Source organism: Vibrio vulnificus CMCP6, from assembly GCF_000039765.1.
GTDB lineage: Bacteria > Pseudomonadota > Gammaproteobacteria > Enterobacterales > Vibrionaceae > Vibrio > Vibrio vulnificus_B.
The window spans coordinates 2,735,605-2,760,946 of sequence record NC_004459.3; the positions used below are offsets into that span (position 1 = coordinate 2,735,605).

Sequence of the window (25,342 nt, forward strand, 5' to 3'; positions counted from 1 at the left end):
GATCTAGATCACTGCGAATTTAGCTAAATTTGAGGTCTTTTTAGGGCGTAGGGCGTATACTTTTTGGGCAATGAAGCAACATCAAACTTGATTACAATAATAACGACAAGGTGGTGTCAATTGATAAGGAACGATCAATATGGAACGCGATACCTTTGGAATTTGTCTGAATAAGGCAATGCTGTCGAAGAATATGCATTCAACATTTACACACGTCAGGGCTTATGAAAAAGACGAACGGAGTCCGAGTGACCTGAAAGTCCTTTTATCATTCCCGCAAATGAGCGGACGGGATCTGTTGCAGACCATGCAAGGTTCTCGACAACTTGAATGGAGAGCAGAATTCTTCTGCCCTTCCATGAAGTAAGATAGCTCGCCTCTACGCAAAATAGCACAGCTTTCGGGTTGTGCTTTTTATTATCTGTACCTTGCCCATAATAAGTTCCAATTTGCATAGGTGAGGCTTCATGTTTTAATAGACACATTTCCTTACCAAGATAGCAACTGCTCATTTCGCAATCTTGGCGAAAAGATAAACCCACAACTTAACAGTGGATCACAATTACTATATATTAGAGTCATTACTCTATTTTGCGATATCCATCATGAAACGACACAGTAAGCTATTGATGATTGGGCTGCTCTCGAGCTCCATATCGCTCGCCTGTCAGGCGGCACCCATTACCTTCCAGCAGGCATGGCAACTTTTGCAAGAAAACAACCACTCTCTTGCAGCGCAACGCGCCAATGTTGAAAGCCAGCAACATATGCAAAGCGCCTCCAGCAGTTTAAATCTGCCTTCTATTAGTGTTGGCGCTAATTACACTCGACTAGACACCGATGTCACTGTATCTGGACAACAACTTCTCGACAGCACAGGCCAACATATTGCGGTTCCACCTGCCTTTCAACCCATTTTTGGGGCGTTGGCCAATACGACGTCTACCATCACAGAGCGAGATATCTTTACTTCTTCGATCCGTGCCATTTGGCCAATTTTCACTGGCGGTCGAATTTCCGCAGCACAAACAGCAGCGGAAGGGAAAACCGATGAAGCCAGAAGCCAACTGGCGATGGAGACACAAGCGAGATACGAGGACTTAAGTAAATACTATTTCTCGGTCGTGTTAGCCAAGGAAGTCTTACAAACACGTCAAGCGGTGGAACAAGGCTTAACACAGCATCGAGATTTCGCTATTAAGCTCGAAAAACAGGGCCAGATCGCCCATGTTGAACGCTTACAAGCAGAAGCGTCACTGGATAAAGCTAAGGTCGAGACACGAAAAGCCCAAAGTAACCTCGATATCGCACAATCAGCCTTGAGCAAAATCTTGGCACAAAATGACATGGTCGAACCCGCGGAAGGGCTCTTCATCAACCAACATCTTCCTCCACTCACCGCCTTTACTGAGCAGACACTCGCCACCTACCCAGGCTTGGATTTACTCAGTGCAAAAGAGAAACAAGCCAGCGCGCTGATCAAGGCTGAAAAAGGGAAATACTACCCTGAGGTCTATCTTTACGGTGATTACAGCCTTTACGAAGATGATTCGTTAGCCAGTGAGATGAAGCCGGATTGGCTGGTTGGTGTGGGCGTGAATATTCCACTATTGGAAAACACTGGCCGCAGCGACAAAGTGAAAGCTGCCAACAGTATGGTCTCTCAAGTTCAATCTCTCAAAGCACAAGCAAAAGAAGATCTTTCGGTACTGGTACAAAAAACCTATTTGGAAGCGCAACAAGCCATCGACGAAGTTATCGGCCTTGAATCAAGTATTCGCCTAGCCAAAGAGAACCTAGATTTAAGAGAAAAAGCGTTCAAACAAGGCCTATCCACTTCTTTGGAAGTGGTTGATGCGCAGCTCTATTTCGCGAGCGTCGAAACCCAGCAATCTGCTGCACGATTTCGCTACCTACTCTCTTTGACCAAGTTATTGGCGCTCAGTAGCGAAATGAACAGCTTCAATCAATATCAATCTTCTGCTTACCAACCGACTCAAGAGGCGTCGCTATGAAATCATTTAAACCTGTTTTGCTGTCACTGTGTGCTGTCGGTGTCGTGAGCTGGGTCGGTTACAGCTTTTATCAAGCCTATCAACCAGAACCAGTCCGCTTGCAAGGCATGATTGAAGCACAACAGTACAGTATTTCGTCTAAAGTACCAGGCCGTATCGACCAAGTCTTAGTACGGAAAGGGGAAAATATCACCAAAGGCCAACTGGTTTTTACCCTGCATAGCCCAGAAATCGAAGCCAAGCTCGAACAAGCGAAAGCCGGTGAAAAAGCGGCTGACGCCCTCGCTCAAGAAGCCGAAAAAGGGGCTCGTAGCCAACAGATTCAAGCCGCGAAAGACCAATGGCTAAAAGCCAAAGCCGCTGCAGACTTGATGGAGAAGACCTACCAACGCGTCAACAATCTGTATAACGATGGTGTTGTTGCAGAGCAAAAACGCGATGAAGCCATGACACAATGGCAAGCCGCCAAGTACACCGAAAGCGCAGCATTTCAAATGTACGAAATGGCAAAAGAAGGTGTCCGCGACGAGACCAAACTAGCAGCCGCTGAAAAAGCGCGCATGGCAGCAGGCGCTGTAGCGGAAGTCGAAGCCTACGCCAACGACACTCGCATCGAGAGCTGGTTTGATGGTGAAGTATCACAAGTGCTATTGCAAAGTGGCGAGCTTGCACCTCAGGGCTTTCCTGTCGTCACAGTGATCGATACACAAGACGCTTGGGCGGTGCTGAATGTTCGAGAAGACCTACTGAAACACTTCCAAAAAGATCAAACCTTTTCAGCCTACCTACCTGCGCTGGACAAAAAGATCGAGTTTAAGGTGAGTCACATCGCTGTGATGGGTGATTTCGCGACATGGCGCGCAACCGATGCCTCCAAAGGCTTTGACCTGCGCACGTTTGAAGTCGAAGCGCGTCCAGTAACGCCGGTAAACGATCTGCGCATGGGCATGAGTTTAGTGGTTGAGCTGTAAAGGTTAGCCAATGAAACCACAACTCTCACAATTGCATGTGTTGAGACACGACAAATGGTTGTTGTCGTGTCTCACTTGGATCCCTATCCTGCTAGCGCTGTTGATTTGGGGCGTGTTCTCAGCGGGCATCGCTCGAGATTTGCCTATCGGCGTGGTGGATAACGCACACAGCACACTCTCGAGAAAGCTAACTCACATGCTGGATGCGTCATCCACGATGAGTGTCGACTATCAGTTTAGCGATGTACTGCAAGCCAAAAATGCCATGATCGAAGGAAAGGTTTATGCCTATGTCATCATTCCGGACCATTTCGATCGCGATATCTACCTGAAACGCGCACCACAAGTCTCGGTGTTTTATAACAGTCAATACATATTGATTGGCCGTTTGATCAATTCTGCCGTAGTGCAAGCCCAAGGCTTCTTTAATGCAAGCCTTGAGACCATGAAATCCTTGAGTCATGGCAATAGCACGGTACAAGGCGCTTTGGGGAACGCTGTCACCATTTCCACGCAAATTTCCCCTTTATTTAACCAAAACACCAACTATGCACAGTTTTTGGTTTCTGCTGTCGTACCGGCGATTTGGCAAATCATGATCGTTGTCTGTTCCATTCTAATTCTCGCCGCCAATTTGCGTGTGTATGCGAGAAAACCGGAACATCTTGATCGATGGCTGGGTACTCAACCATTCAAAGTCATCAGCAAAACACTCGCGGCTTACCTGCCCATCTTCCTCTTGCATGGTTTTGCTTTCCTATTTTGGTTCTATTTCATGCTTGATTGGCCATTCCAAGGCCATTTACTTCCGATCATGATCGCCCAGTTAGCCACCACCATCGCTTGTATGATCATGGGCGCATTCTTTTTCTTCATGACATTGGATGCAGCGCGAGCCATGAGTTTCGCGGGCGCGTTTACTGCCCCAAGCTTAGCGTTTATGGGCATTACTTTCCCAGTTTCAGACATGGGTTCATTGGCGCAATTTTGGCGTAGTTTGCTGCCTATCAGTCACTACATCGAAGTACAAGTCGCACAAGCCAGCTACGGGACGAGCGCGTTAACTTCGCTCACTCATTTGCTACCTATGGTCGGTTACGTACTGCCCGCCTTTTTGGCTGTGGCGCTGGCAAAACGCCATCTAAAGAAAACGGAGGCGACAAATGTCCCTGTTTGAGTTGTTCAAAGCGGAGATAAAAGCCCTTTTCACCAACCCGGTGGTGACACTCACCGTCTTTGGTGGTGTGGTTTTCTATTCATTCCTATACCCGCTTCCGTACGCGAATCAAACCCCTCGGGAACAGACAATATCCGTCGTAAATCTCGACATGAGCGCCACGAGTCTCAAGCTGGAACGTATGGTCGATGCAACACCACAAGTGCATGTTGTCCGTCGCGACTATACGATTGAAGCGGCAAAACAAGCGTTCCTAGAGGGAAAAATCAGCGGCATATTGGTAATTCCAGAGCATTTTTATCGTGATTTGTTGCTTGGAAAAAGCCCGACACTCTCCTATGCAGGCGACGCCTCTTACTTTTTGGTCTATGGCACGGTGGTTGAAGGTCTGGCCCAGACCGGAGGCACTTTAGCTGCACAAGTGAAAGTCTCCAAACTGATCATGGACGGTGTGCCCCTTTCTCTGGCAGCCAACCAATACAGTGCGGTAAAGCTAAATCTGAAACCGACCTTTAACCCTACCATGGGATACGTTGAGTATGTTGTGCCCGCGGTGTTTGTGCTGATCCTTCAGCAGACCTTAATCATGGCGGCGGGTTTGATGGTTGGCACGCAAAAACATGGTCACGGATACTGGACTAGCCAACCTCGTTGGAAGCTACTCGCTGTTAGAACTCTGGTATTGGTTGGTGTGTACTACCTTTTAAGCGCGTACTATTTTGGTGCCAGCTTTACCATGCATCAGGTCAACACTTTAGGCCACGCTACCCAGCTGTTGGCGCTCTTGTTACCCTTCCTCATCGCGTCGTGTTTGGCTGGCTATTGGTTGGGCGAGCTGTTGCCGCGACGAGAGCTTGTCACCCTCGTGGTGCTGATTAGCTCAATGCCACTGATCTTCTTAGCAGGTTTCATTTGGCCTGTAGAGATGATACCAACACCGCTACTATGGCTAGCACAACTGAGCCCAAGCACCAACGCGATCAAAGGATTCTTAGCCCTCAATCAAATGGGCGCGAGTTGGCAACAAATCGCCAACTATTGGAGCACCTTGTGGTTAGTGGCCGCGTTTTGGTTGGTACTTTGTCTCTTCCAAACCGTTCAACAACGACGCGCAGCTAAAAGACTGGTTTAACGGTCTAACACCCGACCATTGATATGCAAAAAGGCTCACTAATTTGAGCCTTTATCAATTGTGAGACAGGTAAAGATCGAGTGACTTAACACTTCTCACAGTAAAAACTTCGATCCATTGAGAATATCTATAAGTTATAAACCACACATAATGATAAGTAGAAGAGCGACCATTTTTTATGGAAAAGGATATCCATTCATCGATTAGTCGTTTTAGCCAACTTATTGATTCTCTCTACCAAGCTCCTGTTCATCCTCGTGGATTCGAACCGTTTCTAGAGCAAATGGTGGGCGAATTTCGTTTGGCCGACGCAGTCTTTCATATTCAGTCAAACTACCGCGGAGAGCTGGTTTCAGGCTGGATGGCCGGCCCACAAATTGATGCCGTCATTGAATACATAGAGCAAGACCTCGCGCGCGGCAATATCATTAACGACTTCATCGCCACAAACCCCATCGGGCGATTTTATTCTTTAGATAAACATATCGGTAGACAACACGACTTAACCCCGCAAGAGCAGAAAGTCGAAGACTGGTTTGACCGCCACGGTTTTTGCGATGTTGCTACCGCTTTGATTGGCCATGCAGATGGCAACATTGCCTTCCTCACTGTGCATCGAAACCAAAGTGAGTCACCACTGGATGAAACCGAACTTTATCTATTGGAAAAGCTGGTCCCTCACATTCAACGTGCCTTTACGCTTTATCAGCAGTTCAAAACCTCACAGCAATACACTAATAATCTTACCCAAATCATCAGCCAGTTGCCTCACGCAGCGCTGCTTTATGACAGCAAAGGCGCTTACGTTGCCGCTAATCACAAAGCGAAAGATCTCATCGCGTTGCAGGAAAACGTTAAGTTGTTACCTAGTGAGCTCAGCTTCCGTGACGCCAGATTACGCCATGAGTTTCTGCTCAATATTCAAGAAACACTGCATCTTGTCAGAGTCAAAAACCAGGATGCGTGTAAGGTGATGCATCTGTCTTCACAACGTGGTGGGCTAACGCTACTGTTTGTCGCAATCGGCTTGGAAGCGCAAACTATTCCACAAGGCTATCCTCTCGCCGCGGAATCCAATCAGCTTATGGAAGAAGGCATTGGCTGCATCATTTATCTCTACGATAGAGAAAAAAGTGCGACACTCAACCCGACTCTCCTCAAGCCGATTTTCAATTTTACCGATGCGGAAACCGAAGTTTGCCAATTGTTGACGTTAGGCTACAGCCGAGATGAAATTGCTCAACTCAGTTACCGCTCTCCTCACACCATCAAAGATCACATCAAATCTATCTACAGTAAAACCGGCACAGGCAAACAATCTGATCTGATTGCCACCATTCTGACCAGTCCAGCACATACCCCCTAAATGGGGGATGTTTCATATTGACAAAATGAATTAATGTAAGTGCAAATATTCACTGATTTTTTAGCGTAGATGGCTGGAAATTGAGCAAGGATGGCTCATTTGAAGAACTCACATTTCGCTCTGGATATTGGGTTCTACTCTAAGTGGCTCCGGCACAGAGCCACTGAATTTTTTCTTGCCATGAAATAGATGTGAATGACGAATTTCCGCACCTTCGTATTGCTGCCTTACTCCATCATCAATGTGACATGGAAGACAAGTAGCCAAGCATAAAAATAACACCGTCATTGGCTAGCGGAATAAACAAGGCCCAGCGTTACGCTGGGCCTTGTTGTTTCTGTTGGTATCAAAAAGAAAATTACTGCAATCCTAAATCTTGCGTAATGGTTCGAATTTGTTTCAAATCCATTTTGTACACTTCGATAAGCTGATCGATCTGGCTTAAACGGGACGACGCTTCATCTTGTTTGTCACACGCATCTGACTTAGCATCCCAGGATTTCCCAGCCAAATAGACTTCACATTCACTCTTCAGCTTGTCAAAAGCGGGCACCAAAGTCTCGCGCTCTTTTTCCAACTTCTCAAGATCTTGGCTAATCTCCATCTCACGACGAAACAGCTCGCGAGATCGCTCAAACATATTCGCCTGCATATCCGCTTGACGGTTGAGTTTTTCATTCTCAACTTGGGTAGAATCAATGCGAGACTGTTGTGTTTTCAATTGCCCTTCCAGAGCGATGTTAAGCTTTTCCATCTCTGTTAGTTGATTCTGCAACTTTTCGATTTCTGCCTGATGCTCTTTCTGACGAATTGCAAGTTCACTCTCCAACTTCGCATCCAGTTCTTTATCTAGCTCGGCTTCACGCGTTTGCAAATTTGCCACCAGCGTACTTCGATCATCAACGGTCGACTTATATTGCTGTTCTAGCGTCTGGTAATTTGCTTCCCATTTCTTGGCAGTAAAATGTGAGCCGAGTAATCCACCAAAGGCCATGCCTAAAATGGCTGCAACCGCTATATAGACAACCGTTTTGTTATCACGCTCTTCAATCACGACCACATCATCTTGATCGTCATGATGATTATTTGACGATGTCACCACATTTCACTCCAATATGAATTACTAAGCTACTTAATCAGCTCGCTCGCAACCAGAACAATCGTATAGACGGCAAATATCCCTAGCAACGTCACAACAATCCCTTTCTGAATTTTTTCGTTGGTGCGATATCTCAGCAAAAAGTAAGCCAATACAATGAGAACCACAATTGCTATCAGTCTTATCATTCTTCATCCTTACCGAACAAAACCAATCTATTAGCCTTTGCATTGTACTCTATTTCTCGCAGTGAACACGTCAACTTCCGGTAGTTTTTTCTCGATTCGCGTAATAATTACTCAAACGATATTTTTGTTGATGACATCACAAAAGTTATTGGTTAGGATTCGCCTACAGATTGCCTGAATAGTTCAGGCAATTGTTCCGATGAAGGCTACAGGAGAGTGGTAATTAACCATATTTTAACATTTGGTTAGTCATACCCGCCGAAGAAGTAAATCTTTCAGGTGCAATATTCTTATTGGTTATATCAAGAGAATATGCGAGGACTGTAGTTGGAGGAACCTCTGGAGAGAACCGTTAAATCGGTCGCCGAAGGAGCAAGTCCTGCCCATGTGCAGGGTGAAACTCTCAGGCAAAAGGACAGAGGAGTGGAAAGTTATACCCCAACATGCACCTTTTCTTTTGTGGCTTGAGCTTTCGGCCGCAATGTTTTGCTTTGTTGGCCCATTTTAGATCCTCGATCTTTACCTTTCCCTCTTCTCCTTATTAGTTGTTTTATTAAGGGGAAATCATGAACGACCTTCAATCTTTACTACAAACTATCGATAGCTTTGTCTGGGGACCACCTTTGCTGATTCTTCTGGTCGGCACCGGAGTCTATTTCACATTTAGCCTAGGCTTAATTCAGTTTAAGCACCTACCGACTGCACTTGCGATGGTGTTTAGTAAAGACAAATCCACACAACAGCAAGGTGATGTTTCTAGCTTTGCCGCGTTGTGTACCGCCCTTTCTGCCACCATTGGTACAGGTAATATTGTTGGCGTGGCCACCGCGATTAAATTGGGTGGCCCTGGTGCTCTTTTTTGGATGTGGCTCGCCGCTTTGTTTGGTATGGCGACCAAATACGCGGAGTGCTTGCTGGCGGTTAAATATCGCAAAGTAGACGATAAAGGCCAAATGGTTGGTGGCCCGATGTACTACCTTCAATACGGTGTCGGCTCTAAAGCATTAGCAATCATGTTTGCTATTTTTGCGCTAGGCGTTGCTTGTTTTGGTATCGGTACTTTCCCACAAGTTAACGCGATTTTAGACGCGAGTGAGATTTCACTGGGCGTATCTCGAGAGATTTCTGCGTCGGTACTGACTCTGCTTGTCGCATTTGTCACATTAGGCGGCATTAAATCTATCGCAAGCGTCGCGGGCAAAGTGGTTCCAGCCATGGCACTCTTTTATGTGTTGGCGTGTTTGAGTGTCATCATCATGAACGCCGATCAATTGCTCAACGCGATTGAGTTGGTCTTGGTTTCGGCATTTACCTCCACGGCGGCCACGGGTGGCTTCTTGGGCGCGAGTATCATGTTGGCCATTCAATCGGGCATTGCTCGTGGTGTATTCTCAAACGAATCTGGTTTAGGAAGTGCGCCGATGGCAGCAGCCGCAGCCAAAACTGACTCTTGTGTGAAACAAGGTTTAATCTCAATGACAGGCACCTTCTTCGACACTATCGTTATTTGTACGATGACCGGTCTTGCTCTTATTTTGACGGGTGCTTGGCAAAGTGACTTTGCTGGTGCCGCGATGACAACACATGCCTTTGCTGTGGGTTTACAAGCAGATACCTTGGGACCAATGTTGGTGTCAATTGGCCTGATGTTCTTTGCATTTACCACCATTTTGGGCTGGAACTATTACGGTGAGCGTTGCGTCGTATTTCTACTTGGTACCAGAGCAATCCTGCCTTACAAGATCATCTTTCTCGCATTGGTGGCTTCAGGCGCGTTTATGCAATTGGATATGATTTGGATCTTGGCCGATATCGTCAATGGTCTTATGGCAATTCCTAACCTTATTGGTTTGATCGCGTTGCGCCATGTGGTGATTGAAGAAACGAAGCTGTTCTTCAATCCCTCTTCTCAGTCAGACGACTTTGACGCCGTTAAAGCCTAATCGTTAAGTTCTAACACAAAAAAGCCCGCTGTCACTTCGTGATCGCGGGCGTTTTTATTGCTGTTGTGGATAGATGCTCTCAAGCACAATCTTGTCTGTTTAATCTCTTAGCCACTGCTCCACCTCAACGCCCTGCTTTTTGAAAAACGTCGGATGTTGCTGTTTAAATTGATCCGCTTTGATTTCGTTAATCGGCCATTGTGCAAAGCTTTCGATAATGAAGTCATCTTCAAAGCCAAATTCCAAGGACTTCAACTTGTTCCCAACATGGCGAAAGAGATAACCGTCACCACTAGCCTCACACTTCAACGGGACGTGCGTCATAGGCGCCCCATTTACCGAAACCGAGGCCCACTCACTAGAAGTCGCGTTACACTTAGCCGCTTTAAACACGTCAATTTCGAACTTGTTGTCCAACGTGGTTGAAACAAAAACCGCAATGTCATCTTCCAAATAGACTCGCCTCAATAGCAATTGTTTGGTGTCTTGAGTCCGAGTCTGTTGAATGCCATTCGAGAATGGCAGGAAATACGCCCAATGCCACTGCCAGTCCATACCTTTCGACGCAAAATTTAACTGAGGCACAGTTTTCAAAGCGACAAAGGCAGCAAAGCCACTTAGAAAGATCACCGATACCAAAGAAACACTGGTGAGTAAACGCATCAGACTGGCTTTTCAACCAAAAGTTTAATACCAAGAGCCACCAAAACGGCCCCTGTTGCGCCTTCCATCCATTTCATGAACTGCGCATTTTTCAAAAGATTTTTCGCTGAGTTCAACGCACCAGCCAACCCACATTGCCACACCATCGCTATGACGAAATGAATTCCCGCCATCGTCATTGATTGTAAGAGAGGTGAACCCTCTGGATTAACAAACTGTGGCAAAAACGCCAAATAGAAGACCGCCGTTTTAGGATTGAGCACATTCGACAAAAAACCTTCTCGCAACGAGCGTTTTGCGTCGTAACTTTGCTGTGCCATCTGCGCGACGCTTAACCCTGCACCACTTGTCATCAAAGACTTCAAGCTACTAAAGCCCAGCCAAATAAGGTAAGCCGCCCCGATCATTTTTACAAATTGAAACAGCTCCGCTGACTGCGCCAAAATGGCTGAAATCCCAATGGCAGAAAACAGCGCGTGCACAAACAAACCGCAGCAAATGCCTAAACTCGTCATGCAGCCATCTTGCAAGCCAGCACGAGTCGTATTGCGAATGACCAATGCCGTATCTAGCCCCGGAGTTAACGTTAAGATGGTAATGGCGATTAAAAAGGCTTCAAAATTTAAAATGTCCATATATTGTCTGAATTATGTTGGAAGTGTGAAGATCAATACTCTTTATTGATTCGTTACGCAAGCAAATCAAGGAACACGGCGTTGCCAGAGTGTTGTATAAATGAGATGAATTATGGAAAATGCACTTTTCGCTTTAAGTTATAAGCTTTAAAGCGTTACAGGAACCCTAATCACTCAGCGAAAACGCGCACAACGTAATTAGGGAGATATGGAAAGAATAACGATAAAGAGACGTCACATGAGCGCATTTCAACAACTCCTAGACCACTCCCAGAAGGTCTCTCACTTTGAACATTTAAGTGCCATTGTAGGATGGGACCAAGCCGCAGTCATGCCATCCGGAGGCGCTGAAGCGCGCTCAAACGCAATGGCAGAGCTGTCAGTACACATCCACTCTCTAATGACCCAACCACAGCTTGGTGATCTTTTTGCTAAGGCAGAAGAAGAAAATCTCTCTGTCGAACAAAGCGCGGTATTGCGTGAAATGAAACGAGACTGGCAACAAGCAAACCTGCTGCCAGAATCCTTAGTGCAAGCGCAATCTCTAGCGGGTTCTAAGTGTGAGCACGCGTGGCGCACTCAGCGTGGCAACAACGATTGGCAAGGTTTTGAAAAAAACTGGGCGGAAGTGGTGACATTGTCACGTGAAGAGGCACAAATTCGTGCTGAAGCAAAAGGCGTATCGGCTTATGATGCAATGCTGGATATCTACGAACCTGGCACCACCACAGCGTCACTTGACCAATTATTCAGTGATGTAAAAACGTGGTTGCCATCGATGATTGATCAAGCCATCGAAAAGCAAATATCCGGTCAGATCCAATTGCCAAATGGCCACTACCCTGCAGAAAAACAGAAAGCACTTGGCCTCGATGTAATGAAATTGCTTCAGTTTGATTTCGAACACGGGCGTCTCGATGAGAGCGTTCATCCTTTCTGTGGCGGCGTGCCTAGTGACGTGCGTATCACCACTCGATACGACGAAAAAGAGTTTGTGCAATCACTGATGGGCATTGTGCATGAAACGGGTCACGCTCGGTATGAGCAAGGTTTGCCCAAAGCGTTCGCTGGAACATCCGCAGGCCAAGCACGCTCGATGGGCATTCATGAGTCACAATCACTGTTTTTTGAAATGCAATTGGGCCGTAGCCCTGCATTTGTTGAGCATTTAGCACAACTCGCCACCAACTACTTCCAAGGTGACGAGTTCAAAACCGACAACCTTGCTAAAATCTATACTCGTGTAGAAAAAGGCTATATTCGTGTCGATGCCGACGAGCTGACGTACCCAGCGCACGTGATTTTGCGTTATGAAATCGAACGAGATTTGATGAATGGCGTGATTAAGCACACCGACGTGCCAGAGCTTTGGAACGAGAAAATGAAGTCCTATCTCGGCCTATCAACCGAAGGCAACTACAAAAATGGTTGTATGCAGGATATCCATTGGACAGATGGCTCATTTGGCTATTTCCCTTCATACACATTAGGGGCGATGTATGCGGCCCAGTTCATGGCAGCGATGAAGCAAAGCGTTGATGTAGACAGCGTTGTTCGTTCTGGCGATTTGACACCCATCTTCACGTGGCTATCAGACCATATTTGGAGCAAAGGCAGCTTGTTGACCACGGACGAACTTGTTAAGCAGGCAACCGGAGAAACACTCAATGCGAAGTTTTTCCAAGCACACTTACAAGCTCGTTATCTGTAGCTGATCCCCTTCAAAGAGCAGCCATCGCTGCTCTTTGTTCTATGCACAAACAAAACCTATTATTTTCATTACGTTGCCATCCTTCTGTTAATCATTTTACCAATAATCTTCTTACTCTAATTCTTTTACCTTCGTTACAAAAATGTGAACAAATTACTTTATTAGAGCGATTACTTTAGTAGACTGCGAGCAAATCTTCTCATATCAGGGGGCCTCTTGCTCGCATTCATTCGCATTCTACTTGCCGCGATCTTTGTGGTGGTCACAACACTCTCCGCACTGATCTACTGCCTTTTTAGTCCAAGGGATCCCAAACACGTGCATGTGTTTTGTCGCTGGTTTAATCAACTGCATAAAATCGTTGGAATGACCTTGATTCAGCGTGGCGCTGAACATGCTCGCCAAGATGGTCATGCCGTCTACGTTTCCAACCATCAAAGTGTTTTTGATTTTGTCACCTCGCCTGGGATGTTACCTCCTCGAACGGTGACGATCGGCAAAAAAAGCCTACTGTGGGTGCCGTTCTTTGGCCAGCTGTACTGGATAACCGGTAACATTTTGATCGATAGAGAGAATAAGTCGAAAGCTCGCGATACCATCGCGCAAGTGGCAGAGGCAATTCAAACGCGGGATTTGTCTGTGTGGGTCTATCCTGAAGGAACTCGTAGTAAAGGCCGCGGGTTACTCCCTTTTAAAACGGGAGCCTTTCGTATGGCGATAGAAGCTGGCGTTCCTATTATTCCAATGTGTGTCAGCACCACGCACAACAAAATTGCGCTCAATCGCTGGAAAAATGGGGTTGTCATCACTGAAATGTTGCCCCCCATAGACACAAAGGGCTACACCCTCCAGCAAGCTCGTCAGTTGGCTGATCATTGTCATCAAATCATGGAGACAAAAATACGCGAACTGGATGAAGAGGTGGCAAAACTCGAAGCTGAGCAAAGATCACCGAGAAATCAAGCCAACGCTTAATGTGAACATAATGAGCCCATCAATTAGGATGGGCTCATTATTATTAACGGCAGGATTGTTTTAGCGTAACGGACGTTACGCCTTGTCTTTGTCTTTGAAGCGATGTGTAAATACCAGCACGTTCTCGGGGCAAACATCAATACAACGTCCGCAACTGATGCAGTTTTGATCCATGACTCTTCTGTCCCCTTCTTTTAGTGGCTGCCGTAATACCTCTGGCTCTGGGCAAACATTGTAGCAATCCATACACTTGGTGCATGCTTCTCGATTTTCCGCTGAGATTCTCAGAACACTTTTTCGTCCAATCACGCCATAAGTTGCACCGAGTGGGCACAGATGGCCGCACCAACCATGATCGACCAGCAGAAGATCAAGCACAAATACCAACAGGATCAGCACCCAGCCAGCGCCCATTCCAAAAAGAATGCCTCGATGCAGCGTGGCGACAGGATCAATCCAAGCCCAAAGCACACTGCCTGAAGCTGCGCTGCCAATAAGCAGTGCGCCCAGGAGCCAATATCTCAGTTGAGCGTTCCAACGAAAGCTCGCCTTGATTTCCAGCTTACGCTTTAACCAAGCTGCAAGGTCTGTAACCACATTAAGCGGGCACACCCATGCACAAAATGCTCTAGGGCTGATGATGGCGTAAAAGACAACGACAATCAGAACGCCGAGTAGCGCATTGAATTCTGGAATATGCCCAGAAGCGACGATTTGTAAGAAAATCAGAGGGTCAGTCAGTGGAATGGTGTCAAACAACATACTCGATGAAAGGTTGCCTTTAAGTATGTTTACCGTTGGGCTGAGTAAAAACAGACCAATAATGGAGAACTGAGCCAAACGTCTTAATATAAGGAAACGGTGAGCATGCCACCAACCTAACTTCTGTCTTGCTTCACAACCTGCATCTTTTGCTAAATTCTTCGCCATTATTTTGATCCTCCCAAGGTTTCCAACGCGCCAGTTGGCATATCACTGGTATCTGGGGCGGTGTTTTGCAATGGCTTGGTAATCTCCTCCCATCCAAGCTGGTAGTGGTCGCCTATTTTTCCTTGGGCGAGATCATGCGGAATGACTTTGATCGCAGCGACTTCGGTAATGCACGCCTGCTCACATTTACCGCAGCCAGTGCATTTATCCGAATGAACGGTCGGGATCAACTTCGCGTGATAACCGGTTCTTTCATTTCGAACGTGCTCCAGCGTAATGGCCTCGTCGATAACAGGGCAAACTCGGTAGCAGACATCACAGCGCAATCCCTGCCAGTTCAAGCAGCTTTCATGGTCAATTAAGACTGCTAACCCCATACGAGCATCATCAATATCCGTGAGATTCGGATCAAGCGCTCCACTTGGGCAGGCGACCACGCAAGGAATGTCTTCACACATTTCACATGGGATCTCCCGTGCATGAAAATAAGGTGTGCCCGACTCCACTGGGGAGAGTAACGTCGCCAGCTTCAAGGTATCATACGGACACGCCTGAACACACAAACCACAACGGGTGCAGGCTTTTTCAAATTCCCCTTTGGGTAAGGCACCTGGCGGGCGAAGTGGAACGCCAGTACCACCACGAGCCTGGCTTTGCTTAGATTGCAGGCCGAGAACGGTGGCCGCTGCGCCAACGCCGGCAAATGTTCTAACGGAATCGCGAAGAAATCGTCTTCGACTTTCGGATGTTTTTTTGCTGTTGCTTACACTCATTGCTTCACCTATCGCCTTCATGTGTCGCACTTGTTTTATACTAGTTGTCCGCGCACAAAATCGCTGAAGATATAGGCGTAATGTAACTGGATGGCGTTCGTTTTCTATCACCCCAAAAGGGTAATCAAACACTTGATTGAGTTAGATCAAACGTCATTATTCAACTCTGACACTAAGCTCACGATTTTTGCCTGCTAAAGATGAAAGCCGCGAGCATTAAAACGGGTGAAGGAATGTTGCAATCAATCCACTAGAGCAACACCGTAAGGCATTCCGTCATGGTGTCGTCGCCGTGGATTGAAGGATTGAAGGAACCAGCAAGAGCAAAAGCACTGCGATCAGATAATCAGATCACCTTGCTGAAGAAAGCTGAATTCTTGGCTGTTTTTAGCAAATAACACGCAGATTTTAATCGGCTCGAGCTTCGCTTGTTGAATCTTTTCCGAGAGTTGTGCCGGAGTTTCATAACTCAAACGTTGGGCATCTCGACGCACCATTTCTAGAAAAGCAGGATGAATCTGCTCTGGTGCCAACACAAGCTCCGCTTTTTGCATATAACGAAGGGCTTTAATAGGTAACAGCTCAACATCTTCTGTGCAACCAATCCATGTGCATTGCGCAGTTCGTTGAAGCTCCCCTTTGATTGCCTGTGCAAACAAGGTTTCAAGCTCTCTATGATTTTGTGACGATTTGACCTCTGGTAAGTCAAAAAACAGCTCCCAAAACATGCGACGTTCTTCGACTGTCGGGAATCGCTCTTTAACCGCCACACGTTTTGACTCGGCGAACTCCGCCAGCAAACTAAGATTTTGTGGCAAAACCGCTTCTAATGATTCTCTGAGATTACGAATCAACACAGGGGAAGCACCACCACTGGATATGGCAATTTGCACTCGCCCACGCGAGATCATTGAAGGCGTAATGAAGTCACAATACGGTTTATCATCCACGACGTTCACCAACAGATTGCGCTGTTTAGCGTCACGGTATACTTGATGGTTGAGAGACGGATTGTTGGTTGTCGCCCAGACTTGAACATAGGCCCCATCCATCAACTCAGATGAATAGAAATTTTTCACCCAGTAACAGCGGTTTTCCTCCACCCAACGGTGAAGCTCATCCACCAATGTCGGCGAGACGATCGTTACTTTCGCCCCGACATTTAACAGCGCTTCAATTTTACGACTGGCAACTTCCCCTCCTCCGACAACAAGTACGGGTTTGTTTTCTAGATCCATGAAAAGAGGAAAATATCGCATTTAAATCCCTGTTTGTTCTTTATGACTAAAGCGCTCATCGTAGCAGATTTGGTGCATAAATATCATCACAAACCGATGTAACAAATAATTTTTGTTCGAATTTCAAACACAAAGCAGTGAATAACTCCAAACAACAACCGCCATACAGCCCTTGATTCCATAATACTATTAATATAATTGACAAAAGCTCTCTTGCACTACTTCAGTAACCAATTGCACTATTTACATTCAGTTAACATTTGGTCATTCTAATTACCACAGGGTTTGTGATTCCTCTCAAAAATCTTTTTAAATTATACAGTTGAGAAATCAAAAATCCTTTCCTACGCTTATAAATAATTGATTTCCGAACAGCCGTTTTGAACGGAGGTCAATCAGTTAGGACACACACAACAACAATTGAGCACGTTGTATCAGGTGTTACCTGGTTTAACTTGGATCATACAGGAAGGATACAAATGGCAAATAAACTCACTATTCTGGCTTCATTGGTAGCGGCATCTACTGCTATGTTGTCGTCAAATGCATTCGCTGCTGAAAGCACTCTAGACAAAGTGACAAAACAAGGTTTCTTAACTTGTGGTGTCAGTACTGGCCTACCAGGTTTCTCCAACCCTAACTCAAAAGGTGAATGGGAAGGTATTGACGTTGAATACTGCCAAGCGATTGCGGCGGCAGTGTTGGGCGACAAAACGAAAGTGAAATATGTTCCCCTCACTGCTAAAGAACGCTTTACCGCTCTACAATCGGGTGAGATTGATGTTCTTTCGCGTAACACGACATGGACGCTACACCGTGATACCGCGCTTGGTTTGAACTTTGTTGGCGTGAACTACTACGACGGCCAAGGTTTTATGGTGAAAAAAGACCTCGGCATCAAGAGCGCCAAAGAGCTTGATGGCGCATCCGTTTGTGTTCAATCCGGTACCACCACTGAACTTAACTTAGCGGACTACTTCCGTAATTCAGGTATGAGCTACAAGCCTGTTGTATTTGATACGGCAGCTCAAACCTCAAAAGGTTTCGACGCTGGTCGTTGTGACGTGTTGACGACAGACCAATCTGGCCTGTATGCACTTCGTCTAAACCTGCAAGATCCAAACTCTGCGGTCGTTCTTCCTGAAATTATTTCTAAAGAGCCTCTAGGCCCTGTGGTTCGCCAAGGTGACGATCAATGGTTCAACATCGCGAAGTGGACACTAAATGCGATGATCAACGCAGAAGAGTACGGCATCACCTCTAAAAACGCAGAAGAGATGCTTAAGTCTAATGATCCAAACGTGAAACGTATCCTAGGTGTTGATGGGCCGAAAGGTAAAGGCCTAGGCATCCGTGATGATTGGGGTTACCAAGTCGTTAAGCAAGTTGGTAACTACGGAGAGAGCTTTGAACGTACTGTCGGTACAGGTTCTCCTCTGCAAATCTCTCGTGGTGTTAACGCACTATGGAATGCTGGCGGCTTCATGTACGCGCCACCGATCCGTTAACAGTTATCTGTGATGAAATGGGCGGACCAGTGCCGCCCTTTTTTCTAAAAATGGATTAGAGGTTATTGTTGTATGAAACCCGATAAAAACACGTCTTCAGGTGTTAGTGCCAAACCGTCTTCGAGCACCAACCTGCTTTATAATCCCACTTTTCGCTCGGTCGTCTTTCAGGTCATCGCCATTCTGGCGCTGGTATTTTTCTTCTACACCATCGTCAATAACGCGTTAACAAACCTAAATGCTCGAGGCATTGCCACTGGCTTTGATTTTCTTTCGCAAGAAGCCGGATTCGGCATTGGTTTAACGCTGATTGAATATGATGAAACCTTTTCTTATGGTCGAACGTTCGTTATCGGCCTCCTTAATACGGCCTTAGTGTCATTTCTTGGCATCATATTAGCAACCGTACTCGGTTTTGTTATCGGCATCGCTCGTTTGTCTTCAAACTGGTTGGTGAGTCGATTTGCGGCGATATACATTGAAATTTTCCGTAACATCCCGTTGTTACTGCAAATCTTCTTCTGGTATTTCGCAGTGTTGCAAGCGTTACCTTCGCCAAGACAAAGTATCAGTTTAGGTGAAGCAATCTTTCTTAATGTTCGAGGCTTGTTTTTCCCAAAACCGGTTTTTGAAGCGGGAAGTGCGTTTATTTTTGCCGCACTATTCGCGGGCATCATTGCGACAATATTTATTGGCGTGTGGGCCAGAAATAAGCAAAAGTTAACCGGACAACAAACACCGATGGGGCGAATCGCTTTAGCCTTAATTGTCGGTTTACCTGCGCTTGTTTACTTTGTTTCTGGAATGCCAGTCTCAGCGGAGTATCCTGCACTGAAAGGCTTCAACTACCAAGGTGGCATCAGCATCATCCCTGAGTTGGCAGCACTGTTGGTGGCGCTGAGCATTTATACTGCAGCGTTTATTGCAGAAATTGTTCGTTCAGGTATTAATGCTGTAAGCCATGGTCAAACTGAGGCAGCGATGTCCCTTGGCCTACCAAGGACTCGCACCCTGAAACTGATCATCATTCCTCAAGCGTTACGAATCATCATTCCACCGCTGACCAGTCAATACCTTAATTTGACCAAAAACTCGTCTTTAGCCATGGCAATTGGCTACCCAGATTTGGTTTCTGTTTTTGCTGGTACAACGCTCAACCAAACAGGGCAAGCGATCGAAATCATTGCAATGACGATGGGGGTATACCTGACGCTAAGTTTGGTCACATCAGCACTGATGAACATTTACAACAAGAAAGTTGCTTTGGTGGAGAGATAAGATGAAAGTACATCAATTTCAACCTGATCTTCCACCGCCAGCAAACACCGTAGGTGTTATCGGTTGGATGAGGAAGAATCTATTCAACAGTCCGGTCAATTCTGTACTGACGCTGGTGTTGGCATACTTTGCTATCAGCACTTTATGGTATGTCGCCGATTGGGCTTTTTTAAGTGCTGACTGGGTCGGCTCCACACGGGATGCCTGTACTCGAGAAGGGGCTTGTTGGGTATTCATCAGCGTGCGTTGGGAGCAATTCATGTATGGCTTCTATCCTGAAGCCGAACTGTGGCGCCCTCGCCTGTTCTACATTACGCTGGCGATTTTCACTCTGCTACTCGCCTATGAGAAAACACCAAAACGAATGTGGATTTGGCTATTCTTTGTCAACATCTATCCATTTATCGTTGCTGCGCTTCTTTACGGTGGTGTGTTTGGACTAGAAGTAGTAGAAACCCATAAATGGGGCGGCTTGCTGGTCACCTTGATCATTGCATTAGTGGGTATTGTGGTTTCACTACCGATTGGCGTCGCTTTGGCACTGGGTCGTCGTTCAGATATGCCAATCATTCGTAGCTTATGTACGGTGTATATCGAAGTATGGCGTGGTGTTCCATTAATCACCGTGCTGTTTATGGCATCGGTGATGCTACCTCTGTTTCTCTCTGAAGGCTCAGAGACGGATAAACTGATCCGCGCATTGATTGGTGTGGTGATGTTTAGTGCCGCCTACATGGCTGAGGTGGTTCGTGGTGGCTTACAGGCCATACCAAAGGGCCAGTACGAAGCGGCCGACGCACTAGGGTTAACGTATTGGAAAAAAATGGGCTTAATTATTCTGCCGCAAGCGTTGAAAATTACCATTCCGTCCATCGTAAACACCTTTATTGGACTCTTTAAAGACACCAGTCTTGTGCTGATCATCGGTATGTTCGATGTGTTGGGCATTGGACAAGCCGCAAACACCGATCCCGAGTGGCTTGGTTTTGCTACAGAAAGTTATGTATTTGTCGCGTTAGTGTTCTGGGTATTTTGTTTTGGCATGTCGAGATACTCGATATGGCTAGAAAATAAACTACACACCGGTCACAAACGATAATTCAGAAAACTCAAGGACGTATTATGACGCAACAACAAGATTACATGATCCAACTGAAGGATATGAATAAGTGGTACGGTGAGTTTCACGTACTAAAAAACATCAATCTGAATGTTAAAAAAGGCGAAAAGATTGTTATCTGTGGCCCATCTGGTTCCGGTAAATCCACTATGATTCGCTGCATTAACCGATTGGAAGAACACCAAGCAGGGCAAATTCTGGTCTCTGGTACTGAACTAACCGAAGACCTCAAAAACATCGAAGCAGTAAGGCGAGAAGTCGGCATGTGTTTCCAACACTTTAACCTCTTCCCTCACCTAACGGTTTTGGAAAACTGCACGTTGGCACCAATTTGGGTAAAGAAAATGCCTAAAGAAGAAGCGGAAGCCATTGCAATGAAGTACCTTGAACGGGTTAAGATTCCAGAGCAAGCAGATAAGTACCCAGGCCAACTTTCCGGTGGTCAGCAGCAGCGAGTCGCCATTGCACGCTCACTCTGTATGAGCCCTAAAGTCATGCTTTTCGATGAGCCAACATCTGCACTCGACCCAGAGATGGTACGCGAGGTATTGGATGTCATGGTTGAACTGGCAGAAGAAGGCATGACCATGTTGTGTGTTACCCACGAAATGGGCTTTGCCAAAGAAGTAGCGGATCGCGTTATCTTCATGGATGCCGGTGAAATCATTGAAGAAAACAATCCGAAAGAGTTTTTTGAGAACCCTCAATCCGATCGTACGCAAAACTTCCTTGCACAAATTCTGCATCACTAATGTGAGCACGACTGAAAAGAGGCGTCTTCAACGCCTCTTTTTTTCGTCTATAGTGGAAATAAAGTGTTACAAACTGGATAATGCATAACTCATTATTTCTACTATCATTTTGGCTAGTAACGAATAAAGTCAGGCTTGATTTTTGGAACGATCGGCCTCATATATAGACATATAAATTAAACATACTCTCAAGAGGAAGATTATGAACAGTCCTATGTTTACCCGTACTTCTACACAAGAAAGTGCTCTACAGACAAACAAAGTACTACGTAACACTTACGCCCTACTTTCTATGACTTTACTTTGGTCAGCTATCGTTGCTGGTGTCGCTATGGTGATGAACCTCCCTCACCCCGGTATAATCATTACATTAGTTGGCTTCTATGGCCTACTATTCCTAACAGAGAAGAACCGCAACAACGGTCTTGGCCTTGTATTCACATTCGCACTAACCGGTTTTATGGGTTATACACTTGGACCAATCCTAAACGCTTATGTGGGCGCAGGAATGGGTGATCTTATCGTAACAGCACTAGGCGGTACCGCTCTTTCATTCTTAGCGGCATCAGCTTACGCACTGACAACTAAGCGCGACCTATCTATGATGGGCGGTTTGATGCTTTCACTATTTGTAGTTTTGATTGTTGGTATGATCGCAAGCATCTTCATTCAGTCAACAGTACTTCACCTAGCCTTAAGCAGCTTGTTCATTGTTTTCTCTACAATGGCAATCTTAATGACCACTCAAAGCATTGTTCGTGGTGGTGAAACAAACTACATTTCAGCAACTGTGACTCTATACGTATCAATTTACAATATCTTCGTCAGCCTACTTCAAATCCTCGGCATTATGAACGACGACTAATTGTTTAGTGTTAAATCAATTCAAAGCCCGGAGCATTGCTTCGGGCTTTTTCTTGATTTGCGATAGGAAATCTAGGCTTGATCGACCGCAAGAACAATCACTTCATCCGCAGGCGGGTTTTCTCTAAAGCGCCTCACTTGAATGGTCTCCTCTCCCAACATGATTTTCTTAGCAATTCGATGCATACCATCAAAGACTTTGTAATCGCTGGTTAAAATCACAGGGTACGACAAGTCAGCGTTGTTAATTCTTTGGCAGTGCTTTGCTATCTCTCGACATGTAGGCATAGGCCCTTCCATGCTAAACCAAGTCACTTCATCTGGCCCTTTTATCTCATCAATGGGGAGCTCCTCTACAGGAAGTGATTCAGCAAGTGCCCAAATGCGCTCAATAGACCAAATAGATTTCTCGTTGTCATTAATTTCAATGTAACGCTGTTTTGACATGACTGACTCCTTGTCATAATTTCCATTTATAATATCGAATGAAATTTATAACAAAAACAAAAGAATAGCGACCCACTATTACAAACACAACGAAGTAAGCAGCCTATACTGCAATAAAGTGCTCTTTATCTGAGACATCACATGTAAACGAGATCAATAAACATGAATAAATCTTACTAGGCATGCAAATTTTTCATTACCCGCCCCGACAATTTTCTAACACAGCGCATAATTATTTAGCTCCTTGAATAACGACGCATTGCGGCTATGTGGTCAACGGTTAATAAAAATCAATCCGGGATTGGATGCTTTTGCTTCGCTCGGTGTGATAATGGGATTCTTTTGTTGAGAAGCGCCTTACGTGTACGCTACCCTATACCCATCTTTATTGACTCGATGGATATAGCGCATGTTCGTTTACAACGGCAAACAAATTGAAACCGATGCTCAAGGCTACCTACTAGACCACACTCAGTGGGAAGAAGGGATGATTGAGATACTTGCCGAGCAAGAAGGCATTGAGCTCACAGATGCTCATCTAGAAGTGATCCACTTTGTGCGTGACTTTTATGAAGAATTCAATACCTCACCAGCGGTGAGAATGCTGGTGAAAGCCATGGAAAAATCGCACGGTCCTGAAAAAGGCAACAGCAAGTATCTTTTTAAGCTTTTCAAAGAAGGACCAGCAAAACAAGCGACCAAACTTGCAGGTTTACCCAAACCGGCAAAGTGCCTCTAACTCCCTATTTTTATCCTGTAGCGCTCAGCTACAGGATTTCAAACCCTTGATATTCACGACAGGTAATTTCTTCTCTTTTAAGCTCATCAACGCGAGCCGTTTTGGGTCCCTGTTCTAACCATTTGGCAAACTCTTCTATCTTCAGTGGTTCACCACAGGCTATCACTTCGACATCTCCGTTATATAAATTCTTTGCATAACCGACTAAATTTAGCTTTAGGCCTTGATGTGAGGTGTGGTATCGAAATCCAACCCCTTGAACTATGCCAGAGACCACAAATTTTTCGCATCTTATTGCCATCCGTATACCTCTCCGTTTTTTTGAGTGATATATTTATTAAGTCTATTCACCCCACAAAGGACCGTGGGTTACTAAGAGCATAATAATTATGAAAGAAATACCATTTCGTTGGATTGATAAATATCTCATCCATTTAAAAATTCAAGAAAAGTTCTATCTGCTTTTCCTACTTCCTCTGATTGCATTACTTATCCTTACGCTCGTTCTTGATAACGCGGCAGACGCCATGCTCAATCATCTCTATCAAGATGAGTTGATATTGATGAAAAACTTTATCGAAGCCGGCAACTTATCACGCTCTCAAGTGATGGATATTTTGGCTTCATCCAATACCATTGCATTGGGCTCTGGCGCAGGCTCAGTTTCTGTTCTCAATGGCTCATTTAACTTGGTGGCCACCCACGAGCAAGACTTGTGGACTGCCCTTTCCAGCGTCCACTGGACCATTATTTCTGTCTCTCTCTTCATTGTTGCACTCGCGGTTTACTACATTATGACGTTCATTGGTGGCGCGATGTTCACAATGAACAAAGCATTGAGTACGCTTGCCAATGGTGATCTCACAGCGAGAATGAACTTTTTCCAAGTCAGGGATGAATTCAGTACCATCGCTATCACTATAGACAAGGTTGCGGAGCGAGAGCAAAAGATGGTGCTGTCGATCCAAGAGTCTGTCGCTTTAATGCAACAAATAAGCTCAGATCTTAATCAGTCTATTTGCAGCAGTTCTGATATTTCAAACTCACAACAAGAACATTTGAACTCATTGGCGAGTGCCACTGAACAGATGGCCTCGACGATTCGCGAAGTGGCCAACCTTGCCCACGATTCGAGCACACAAACGGAAGATGCTCGCAGTGTTGCGCAATCTGGCCAGGTGAAAGTGGCAAATACCTTGAATTCGATTTCTCAACTCTCCTCTGAAATCCAATCCGCTTCTCAGGCGGTAGAAGAGTTGGATGCCAACGCAGCGCAAATCGATGAAGTTGTCACCACCATCAATGGTATCTCAGAGCAAACCAACCTACTTGCATTAAACGCAGCAATTGAAGCAGCCCGTGCAGGCGAACAAGGTCGTGGTTTCGCCGTGGTTGCCGATGAAGTTCGTGCTCTAGCCGGACGAACTCAGCAAGCAACGGTTGAGATCCAAGCGATGATTGAAGCATTACAACGTAACAGTCAGTCACTCACCAAACTAATGGAAGTGACGGTAAATAATGCTAACCAAGGTCAAACCTTGATGTCGGAAGTCAATCATGAGATTGCTTCTCTAGCAGATAAAAACCAAACCATTTCAGACAGCAGCACTCAGATTGCGACCGCCGCTGAAGAGCAAGGTGTGGTTGCCGATAATATCGCAGCAAGCGTGGAGGAAATTCGGATGCAGTCCAATAACGTATGCGAAATGATCAACATGACCTCGCGCAATGTCGAGCAACTAAGAAATCAGAGTGATGCAATGGAAAGCTTACTCACCGGGTTGAAAGCATAAACCGCGATAAAACTGAGCAAAGGCC

General features: G+C 45.7%; 25 protein-coding genes and 1 riboswitch. Of the genes, 16 read left to right on the forward strand and 9 right to left on the reverse strand.

The window, feature by feature from the left end; translation table 11 throughout:
- The first annotated feature begins 139 nt into the window (after window positions 1–139).
- The 6 genes from VV1_RS12805 to VV1_RS12830 all read left to right on the forward strand — a co-directional run bounded on the left by VV1_RS12805 (window position 140) and on the right by VV1_RS12830 (window position 6,661).
- On the forward strand, window positions 140–367 hold the full coding sequence (locus tag VV1_RS12805; RefSeq protein ID WP_011080529.1) for a hypothetical protein: 228 nt from the start codon (window positions 140–142) through the stop codon (window positions 365–367).
- A gap of 238 nt (window positions 368–605) precedes the next feature.
- On the forward strand, window positions 606–2,015 hold the full coding sequence (locus VV1_RS12810) for a TolC family protein (RefSeq protein ID WP_011080530.1): 1,410 nt from the start codon (window positions 606–608) through the stop codon (window positions 2,013–2,015).
- Complete coding sequence (locus tag VV1_RS12815; RefSeq protein ID WP_011080531.1) at window positions 2,012–2,986, forward strand: HlyD family secretion protein; 975 nt, start codon at window positions 2,012–2,014, stop codon at window positions 2,984–2,986. The genes VV1_RS12810 and VV1_RS12815 overlap by 4 nt, the downstream gene beginning before the upstream one ends.
- A 10-nt stretch (window positions 2,987–2,996) precedes the next feature.
- Window positions 2,997–4,163 (forward strand): ABC transporter permease, encoded by a 1,167-nt coding sequence (locus VV1_RS12820; RefSeq protein ID WP_011080532.1) that lies wholly within the window; start codon window positions 2,997–2,999, stop codon window positions 4,161–4,163.
- On the forward strand, window positions 4,150–5,295 hold the full coding sequence (locus VV1_RS12825; RefSeq protein WP_011080533.1) for an ABC transporter permease: 1,146 nt from the start codon (window positions 4,150–4,152) through the stop codon (window positions 5,293–5,295). Before VV1_RS12820 ends, VV1_RS12825 begins: the two co-directional genes overlap by 14 nt.
- A gap of 178 nt (window positions 5,296–5,473) precedes the next feature.
- On the forward strand, window positions 5,474–6,661 hold the full coding sequence (locus VV1_RS12830) for a helix-turn-helix transcriptional regulator (protein WP_011080534.1): 1,188 nt from the start codon (window positions 5,474–5,476) through the stop codon (window positions 6,659–6,661).
- 358 nt (window positions 6,662–7,019) lie between these two features.
- On the opposite strand, the gene VV1_RS12835 is transcribed toward VV1_RS12830, so the two are convergent.
- Together VV1_RS12835 and VV1_RS24955 are read right to left on the reverse strand one after the other, a co-directional pair.
- Window positions 7,020–7,763 (reverse strand): chromosome segregation ATPase, encoded by a 744-nt coding sequence (locus tag VV1_RS12835; protein ID WP_011080535.1) that lies wholly within the window; start codon window positions 7,761–7,763, stop codon window positions 7,020–7,022.
- Window positions 7,764–7,789: 26 nt separating this feature from the next.
- Window positions 7,790–7,948: a hypothetical protein gene (locus VV1_RS24955; protein WP_011150215.1), complete on the reverse strand. Its 159-nt coding sequence runs from the start codon at window positions 7,946–7,948 to the stop codon at window positions 7,790–7,792.
- A gap of 329 nt (window positions 7,949–8,277) precedes the next feature.
- A riboswitch (glycine riboswitch) is annotated at window positions 8,278–8,377 on the forward strand.
- Window positions 8,378–8,514: 137 nt separating this feature from the next.
- On the opposite strand from VV1_RS24955, the gene VV1_RS12845 reads away from it, so the two are divergent.
- The gene (locus VV1_RS12845) at window positions 8,515–9,891 is read left to right on the forward strand and encodes an alanine/glycine:cation symporter family protein (protein WP_011080536.1); all 1,377 of its coding nucleotides are present in this window, start codon (window positions 8,515–8,517) and stop codon (window positions 9,889–9,891) included.
- A gap of 99 nt (window positions 9,892–9,990) precedes the next feature.
- On the opposite strand, the gene VV1_RS12850 is transcribed toward VV1_RS12845, so the two are convergent.
- The gene (locus tag VV1_RS12850) at window positions 9,991–10,554 is read right to left on the reverse strand and encodes a hypothetical protein (protein WP_011080537.1); all 564 of its coding nucleotides are present in this window, start codon (window positions 10,552–10,554) and stop codon (window positions 9,991–9,993) included.
- A complete protein-coding gene (locus VV1_RS12855; protein ID WP_011080538.1) occupies window positions 10,554–11,189 on the reverse strand; it encodes a LysE family translocator in 636 nt (211 codons plus the stop codon). Before VV1_RS12855 ends, VV1_RS12850 begins: the two co-directional genes overlap by 1 nt.
- Window positions 11,190–11,427: 238 nt before the next feature.
- Between VV1_RS12855 and VV1_RS12860 the strand changes: the two genes are divergently transcribed.
- Together VV1_RS12860 and VV1_RS12865 are read left to right on the forward strand one after the other, a co-directional pair.
- Window positions 11,428–12,900, forward strand: coding sequence for a carboxypeptidase M32 (locus VV1_RS12860; protein ID WP_181392218.1), 1,473 nt, complete (start codon window positions 11,428–11,430; stop codon window positions 12,898–12,900).
- A 216-nt stretch (window positions 12,901–13,116) separates the two neighbouring features.
- Window positions 13,117–13,875: a 1-acylglycerol-3-phosphate O-acyltransferase gene (locus VV1_RS12865; RefSeq protein ID WP_011080540.1), complete on the forward strand. Its 759-nt coding sequence runs from the start codon at window positions 13,117–13,119 to the stop codon at window positions 13,873–13,875.
- 75 nt (window positions 13,876–13,950) lie between these two features.
- On the opposite strand, the gene napH is transcribed toward VV1_RS12865, so the two are convergent.
- The 3 genes from napH to VV1_RS12880 all read right to left on the reverse strand — a co-directional run bounded on the left by napH (window position 13,951) and on the right by VV1_RS12880 (window position 16,837).
- Window positions 13,951–14,805: a quinol dehydrogenase ferredoxin subunit NapH gene (gene napH, locus VV1_RS12870; protein WP_011080541.1), complete on the reverse strand. Its 855-nt coding sequence runs from the start codon at window positions 14,803–14,805 to the stop codon at window positions 13,951–13,953.
- Window positions 14,805–15,578, reverse strand: a complete 774-nt coding sequence (gene napG, locus VV1_RS12875) for a ferredoxin-type protein NapG (protein ID WP_039553533.1) — start codon at window positions 15,576–15,578, stop codon at window positions 14,805–14,807. Before napG ends, napH begins: the two co-directional genes overlap by 1 nt.
- 338 nt (window positions 15,579–15,916) lie before the next feature.
- On the reverse strand, window positions 15,917–16,837 hold the full coding sequence (locus VV1_RS12880; protein WP_011080543.1) for a precorrin-2 dehydrogenase/sirohydrochlorin ferrochelatase family protein: 921 nt from the start codon (window positions 16,835–16,837) through the stop codon (window positions 15,917–15,919).
- 458 nt (window positions 16,838–17,295) lie between these two features.
- On the opposite strand from VV1_RS12880, the gene VV1_RS12885 reads away from it, so the two are divergent.
- From VV1_RS12885 to VV1_RS12905, 5 genes are all read left to right on the forward strand, one after another.
- On the forward strand, window positions 17,296–18,324 hold the full coding sequence (locus tag VV1_RS12885; protein WP_011080544.1) for an amino acid ABC transporter substrate-binding protein: 1,029 nt from the start codon (window positions 17,296–17,298) through the stop codon (window positions 18,322–18,324).
- Between the two features lie 72 nt (window positions 18,325–18,396).
- Window positions 18,397–19,602 carry an amino acid ABC transporter permease gene (locus VV1_RS12890; protein WP_011080545.1) on the forward strand — a complete coding sequence of 402 codons (1,206 nt, stop codon included), beginning with the start codon at window positions 18,397–18,399 and terminating at the stop codon, window positions 19,600–19,602.
- A 1-nt stretch (window position 19,603) separates the two neighbouring features.
- Window positions 19,604–20,701: an amino acid ABC transporter permease gene (locus VV1_RS12895; RefSeq protein WP_011080546.1), complete on the forward strand. Its 1,098-nt coding sequence runs from the start codon at window positions 19,604–19,606 to the stop codon at window positions 20,699–20,701.
- A 23-nt stretch (window positions 20,702–20,724) separates the two neighbouring features.
- Window positions 20,725–21,474, forward strand: a complete 750-nt coding sequence (locus VV1_RS12900) for an amino acid ABC transporter ATP-binding protein (protein ID WP_011080547.1) — start codon at window positions 20,725–20,727, stop codon at window positions 21,472–21,474.
- 202 nt (window positions 21,475–21,676) lie between these two features.
- Complete coding sequence (locus VV1_RS12905) at window positions 21,677–22,339, forward strand: Bax inhibitor-1/YccA family protein (RefSeq protein ID WP_011080548.1); 663 nt, start codon at window positions 21,677–21,679, stop codon at window positions 22,337–22,339.
- A 71-nt stretch (window positions 22,340–22,410) separates the two neighbouring features.
- Here VV1_RS12905 and VV1_RS12910 read toward each other — a convergent pair whose 3' ends face one another.
- A complete protein-coding gene (locus VV1_RS12910; RefSeq protein WP_011080549.1) occupies window positions 22,411–22,785 on the reverse strand; it encodes a hypothetical protein in 375 nt (124 codons plus the stop codon).
- Between the two features lie 409 nt (window positions 22,786–23,194).
- Here VV1_RS12910 and VV1_RS12915 point away from each other — a divergent pair, with 409 nt between their 5' ends.
- Window positions 23,195–23,524, forward strand: a complete 330-nt coding sequence (locus tag VV1_RS12915; RefSeq protein ID WP_011080550.1) for a TusE/DsrC/DsvC family sulfur relay protein — start codon at window positions 23,195–23,197, stop codon at window positions 23,522–23,524.
- Window positions 23,525–23,552: 28 nt separating this feature from the next.
- Here VV1_RS12915 and yccX read toward each other — a convergent pair whose 3' ends face one another.
- Window positions 23,553–23,825 (reverse strand): acylphosphatase, encoded by a 273-nt coding sequence (yccX, locus tag VV1_RS12920; protein WP_011080551.1) that lies wholly within the window; start codon window positions 23,823–23,825, stop codon window positions 23,553–23,555.
- Window positions 23,826–23,913: 88 nt separating this feature from the next.
- Here yccX and VV1_RS12925 point away from each other — a divergent pair, with 88 nt between their 5' ends.
- Window positions 23,914–25,317: a methyl-accepting chemotaxis protein gene (locus tag VV1_RS12925; RefSeq protein WP_011080552.1), complete on the forward strand. Its 1,404-nt coding sequence runs from the start codon at window positions 23,914–23,916 to the stop codon at window positions 25,315–25,317.
- Window positions 25,318–25,342 lie beyond the last annotated feature (25 nt).

Bases quoted from the DNA above. Each gene is read 5' to 3' on its own strand.
- VV1_RS24955 (WP_011150215.1), bottom strand. From the start codon at position 7,948: ATGATAAGACTGATAGCAATTGTGGTTCTCATTGTATTGGCTTACTTT.
- napH (WP_011080541.1), bottom strand. From the start codon at position 14,805: ATGGCGAAGAATTTAGCAAAAGATGCAGGTTGTGAAGCAAGACAGAAG.
- VV1_RS12925 (WP_011080552.1), top strand. From the start codon at position 23,914: ATGAAAGAAATACCATTTCGTTGGATTGATAAATATCTCATCCATTTA.
- VV1_RS12915 (WP_011080550.1), top strand. From the start codon at position 23,195: ATGTTCGTTTACAACGGCAAACAAATTGAAACCGATGCTCAAGGCTAC.
- VV1_RS12880 (WP_011080543.1), bottom strand. From the start codon at position 16,837: ATGCGATATTTTCCTCTTTTCATGGATCTAGAAAACAAACCCGTACTT.
- VV1_RS12820 (WP_011080532.1), top strand. From the start codon at position 2,997: ATGAAACCACAACTCTCACAATTGCATGTGTTGAGACACGACAAATGG.
- VV1_RS12900 (WP_011080547.1), top strand. From the start codon at position 20,725: ATGACGCAACAACAAGATTACATGATCCAACTGAAGGATATGAATAAG.
- VV1_RS12855 (WP_011080538.1), bottom strand. From the start codon at position 11,189: ATGGACATTTTAAATTTTGAAGCCTTTTTAATCGCCATTACCATCTTA.
- yccX (WP_011080551.1), bottom strand. From the start codon at position 23,825: ATGGCAATAAGATGCGAAAAATTTGTGGTCTCTGGCATAGTTCAAGGG.
- napG (WP_039553533.1), bottom strand. From the start codon at position 15,578: ATGAGTGTAAGCAACAGCAAAAAAACATCCGAAAGTCGAAGACGATTT.
- VV1_RS12830 (WP_011080534.1), top strand. From the start codon at position 5,474: ATGGAAAAGGATATCCATTCATCGATTAGTCGTTTTAGCCAACTTATT.
- VV1_RS12860 (WP_181392218.1), top strand. From the start codon at position 11,428: ATGAGCGCATTTCAACAACTCCTAGACCACTCCCAGAAGGTCTCTCAC.
- VV1_RS12845 (WP_011080536.1), top strand. From the start codon at position 8,515: ATGAACGACCTTCAATCTTTACTACAAACTATCGATAGCTTTGTCTGG.
- VV1_RS12885 (WP_011080544.1), top strand. From the start codon at position 17,296: ATGGCAAATAAACTCACTATTCTGGCTTCATTGGTAGCGGCATCTACT.
- VV1_RS12850 (WP_011080537.1), bottom strand. From the start codon at position 10,554: ATGCGTTTACTCACCAGTGTTTCTTTGGTATCGGTGATCTTTCTAAGT.
- VV1_RS12910 (WP_011080549.1), bottom strand. From the start codon at position 22,785: ATGTCAAAACAGCGTTACATTGAAATTAATGACAACGAGAAATCTATT.
- VV1_RS12805 (WP_011080529.1), top strand. From the start codon at position 140: ATGGAACGCGATACCTTTGGAATTTGTCTGAATAAGGCAATGCTGTCG.
- VV1_RS12815 (WP_011080531.1), top strand. From the start codon at position 2,012: ATGAAATCATTTAAACCTGTTTTGCTGTCACTGTGTGCTGTCGGTGTC.
- VV1_RS12810 (WP_011080530.1), top strand. From the start codon at position 606: ATGAAACGACACAGTAAGCTATTGATGATTGGGCTGCTCTCGAGCTCC.
- VV1_RS12905 (WP_011080548.1), top strand. From the start codon at position 21,677: ATGAACAGTCCTATGTTTACCCGTACTTCTACACAAGAAAGTGCTCTA.
- VV1_RS12825 (WP_011080533.1), top strand. From the start codon at position 4,150: ATGTCCCTGTTTGAGTTGTTCAAAGCGGAGATAAAAGCCCTTTTCACC.
- VV1_RS12890 (WP_011080545.1), top strand. From the start codon at position 18,397: ATGAAACCCGATAAAAACACGTCTTCAGGTGTTAGTGCCAAACCGTCT.
- VV1_RS12895 (WP_011080546.1), top strand. From the start codon at position 19,604: ATGAAAGTACATCAATTTCAACCTGATCTTCCACCGCCAGCAAACACC.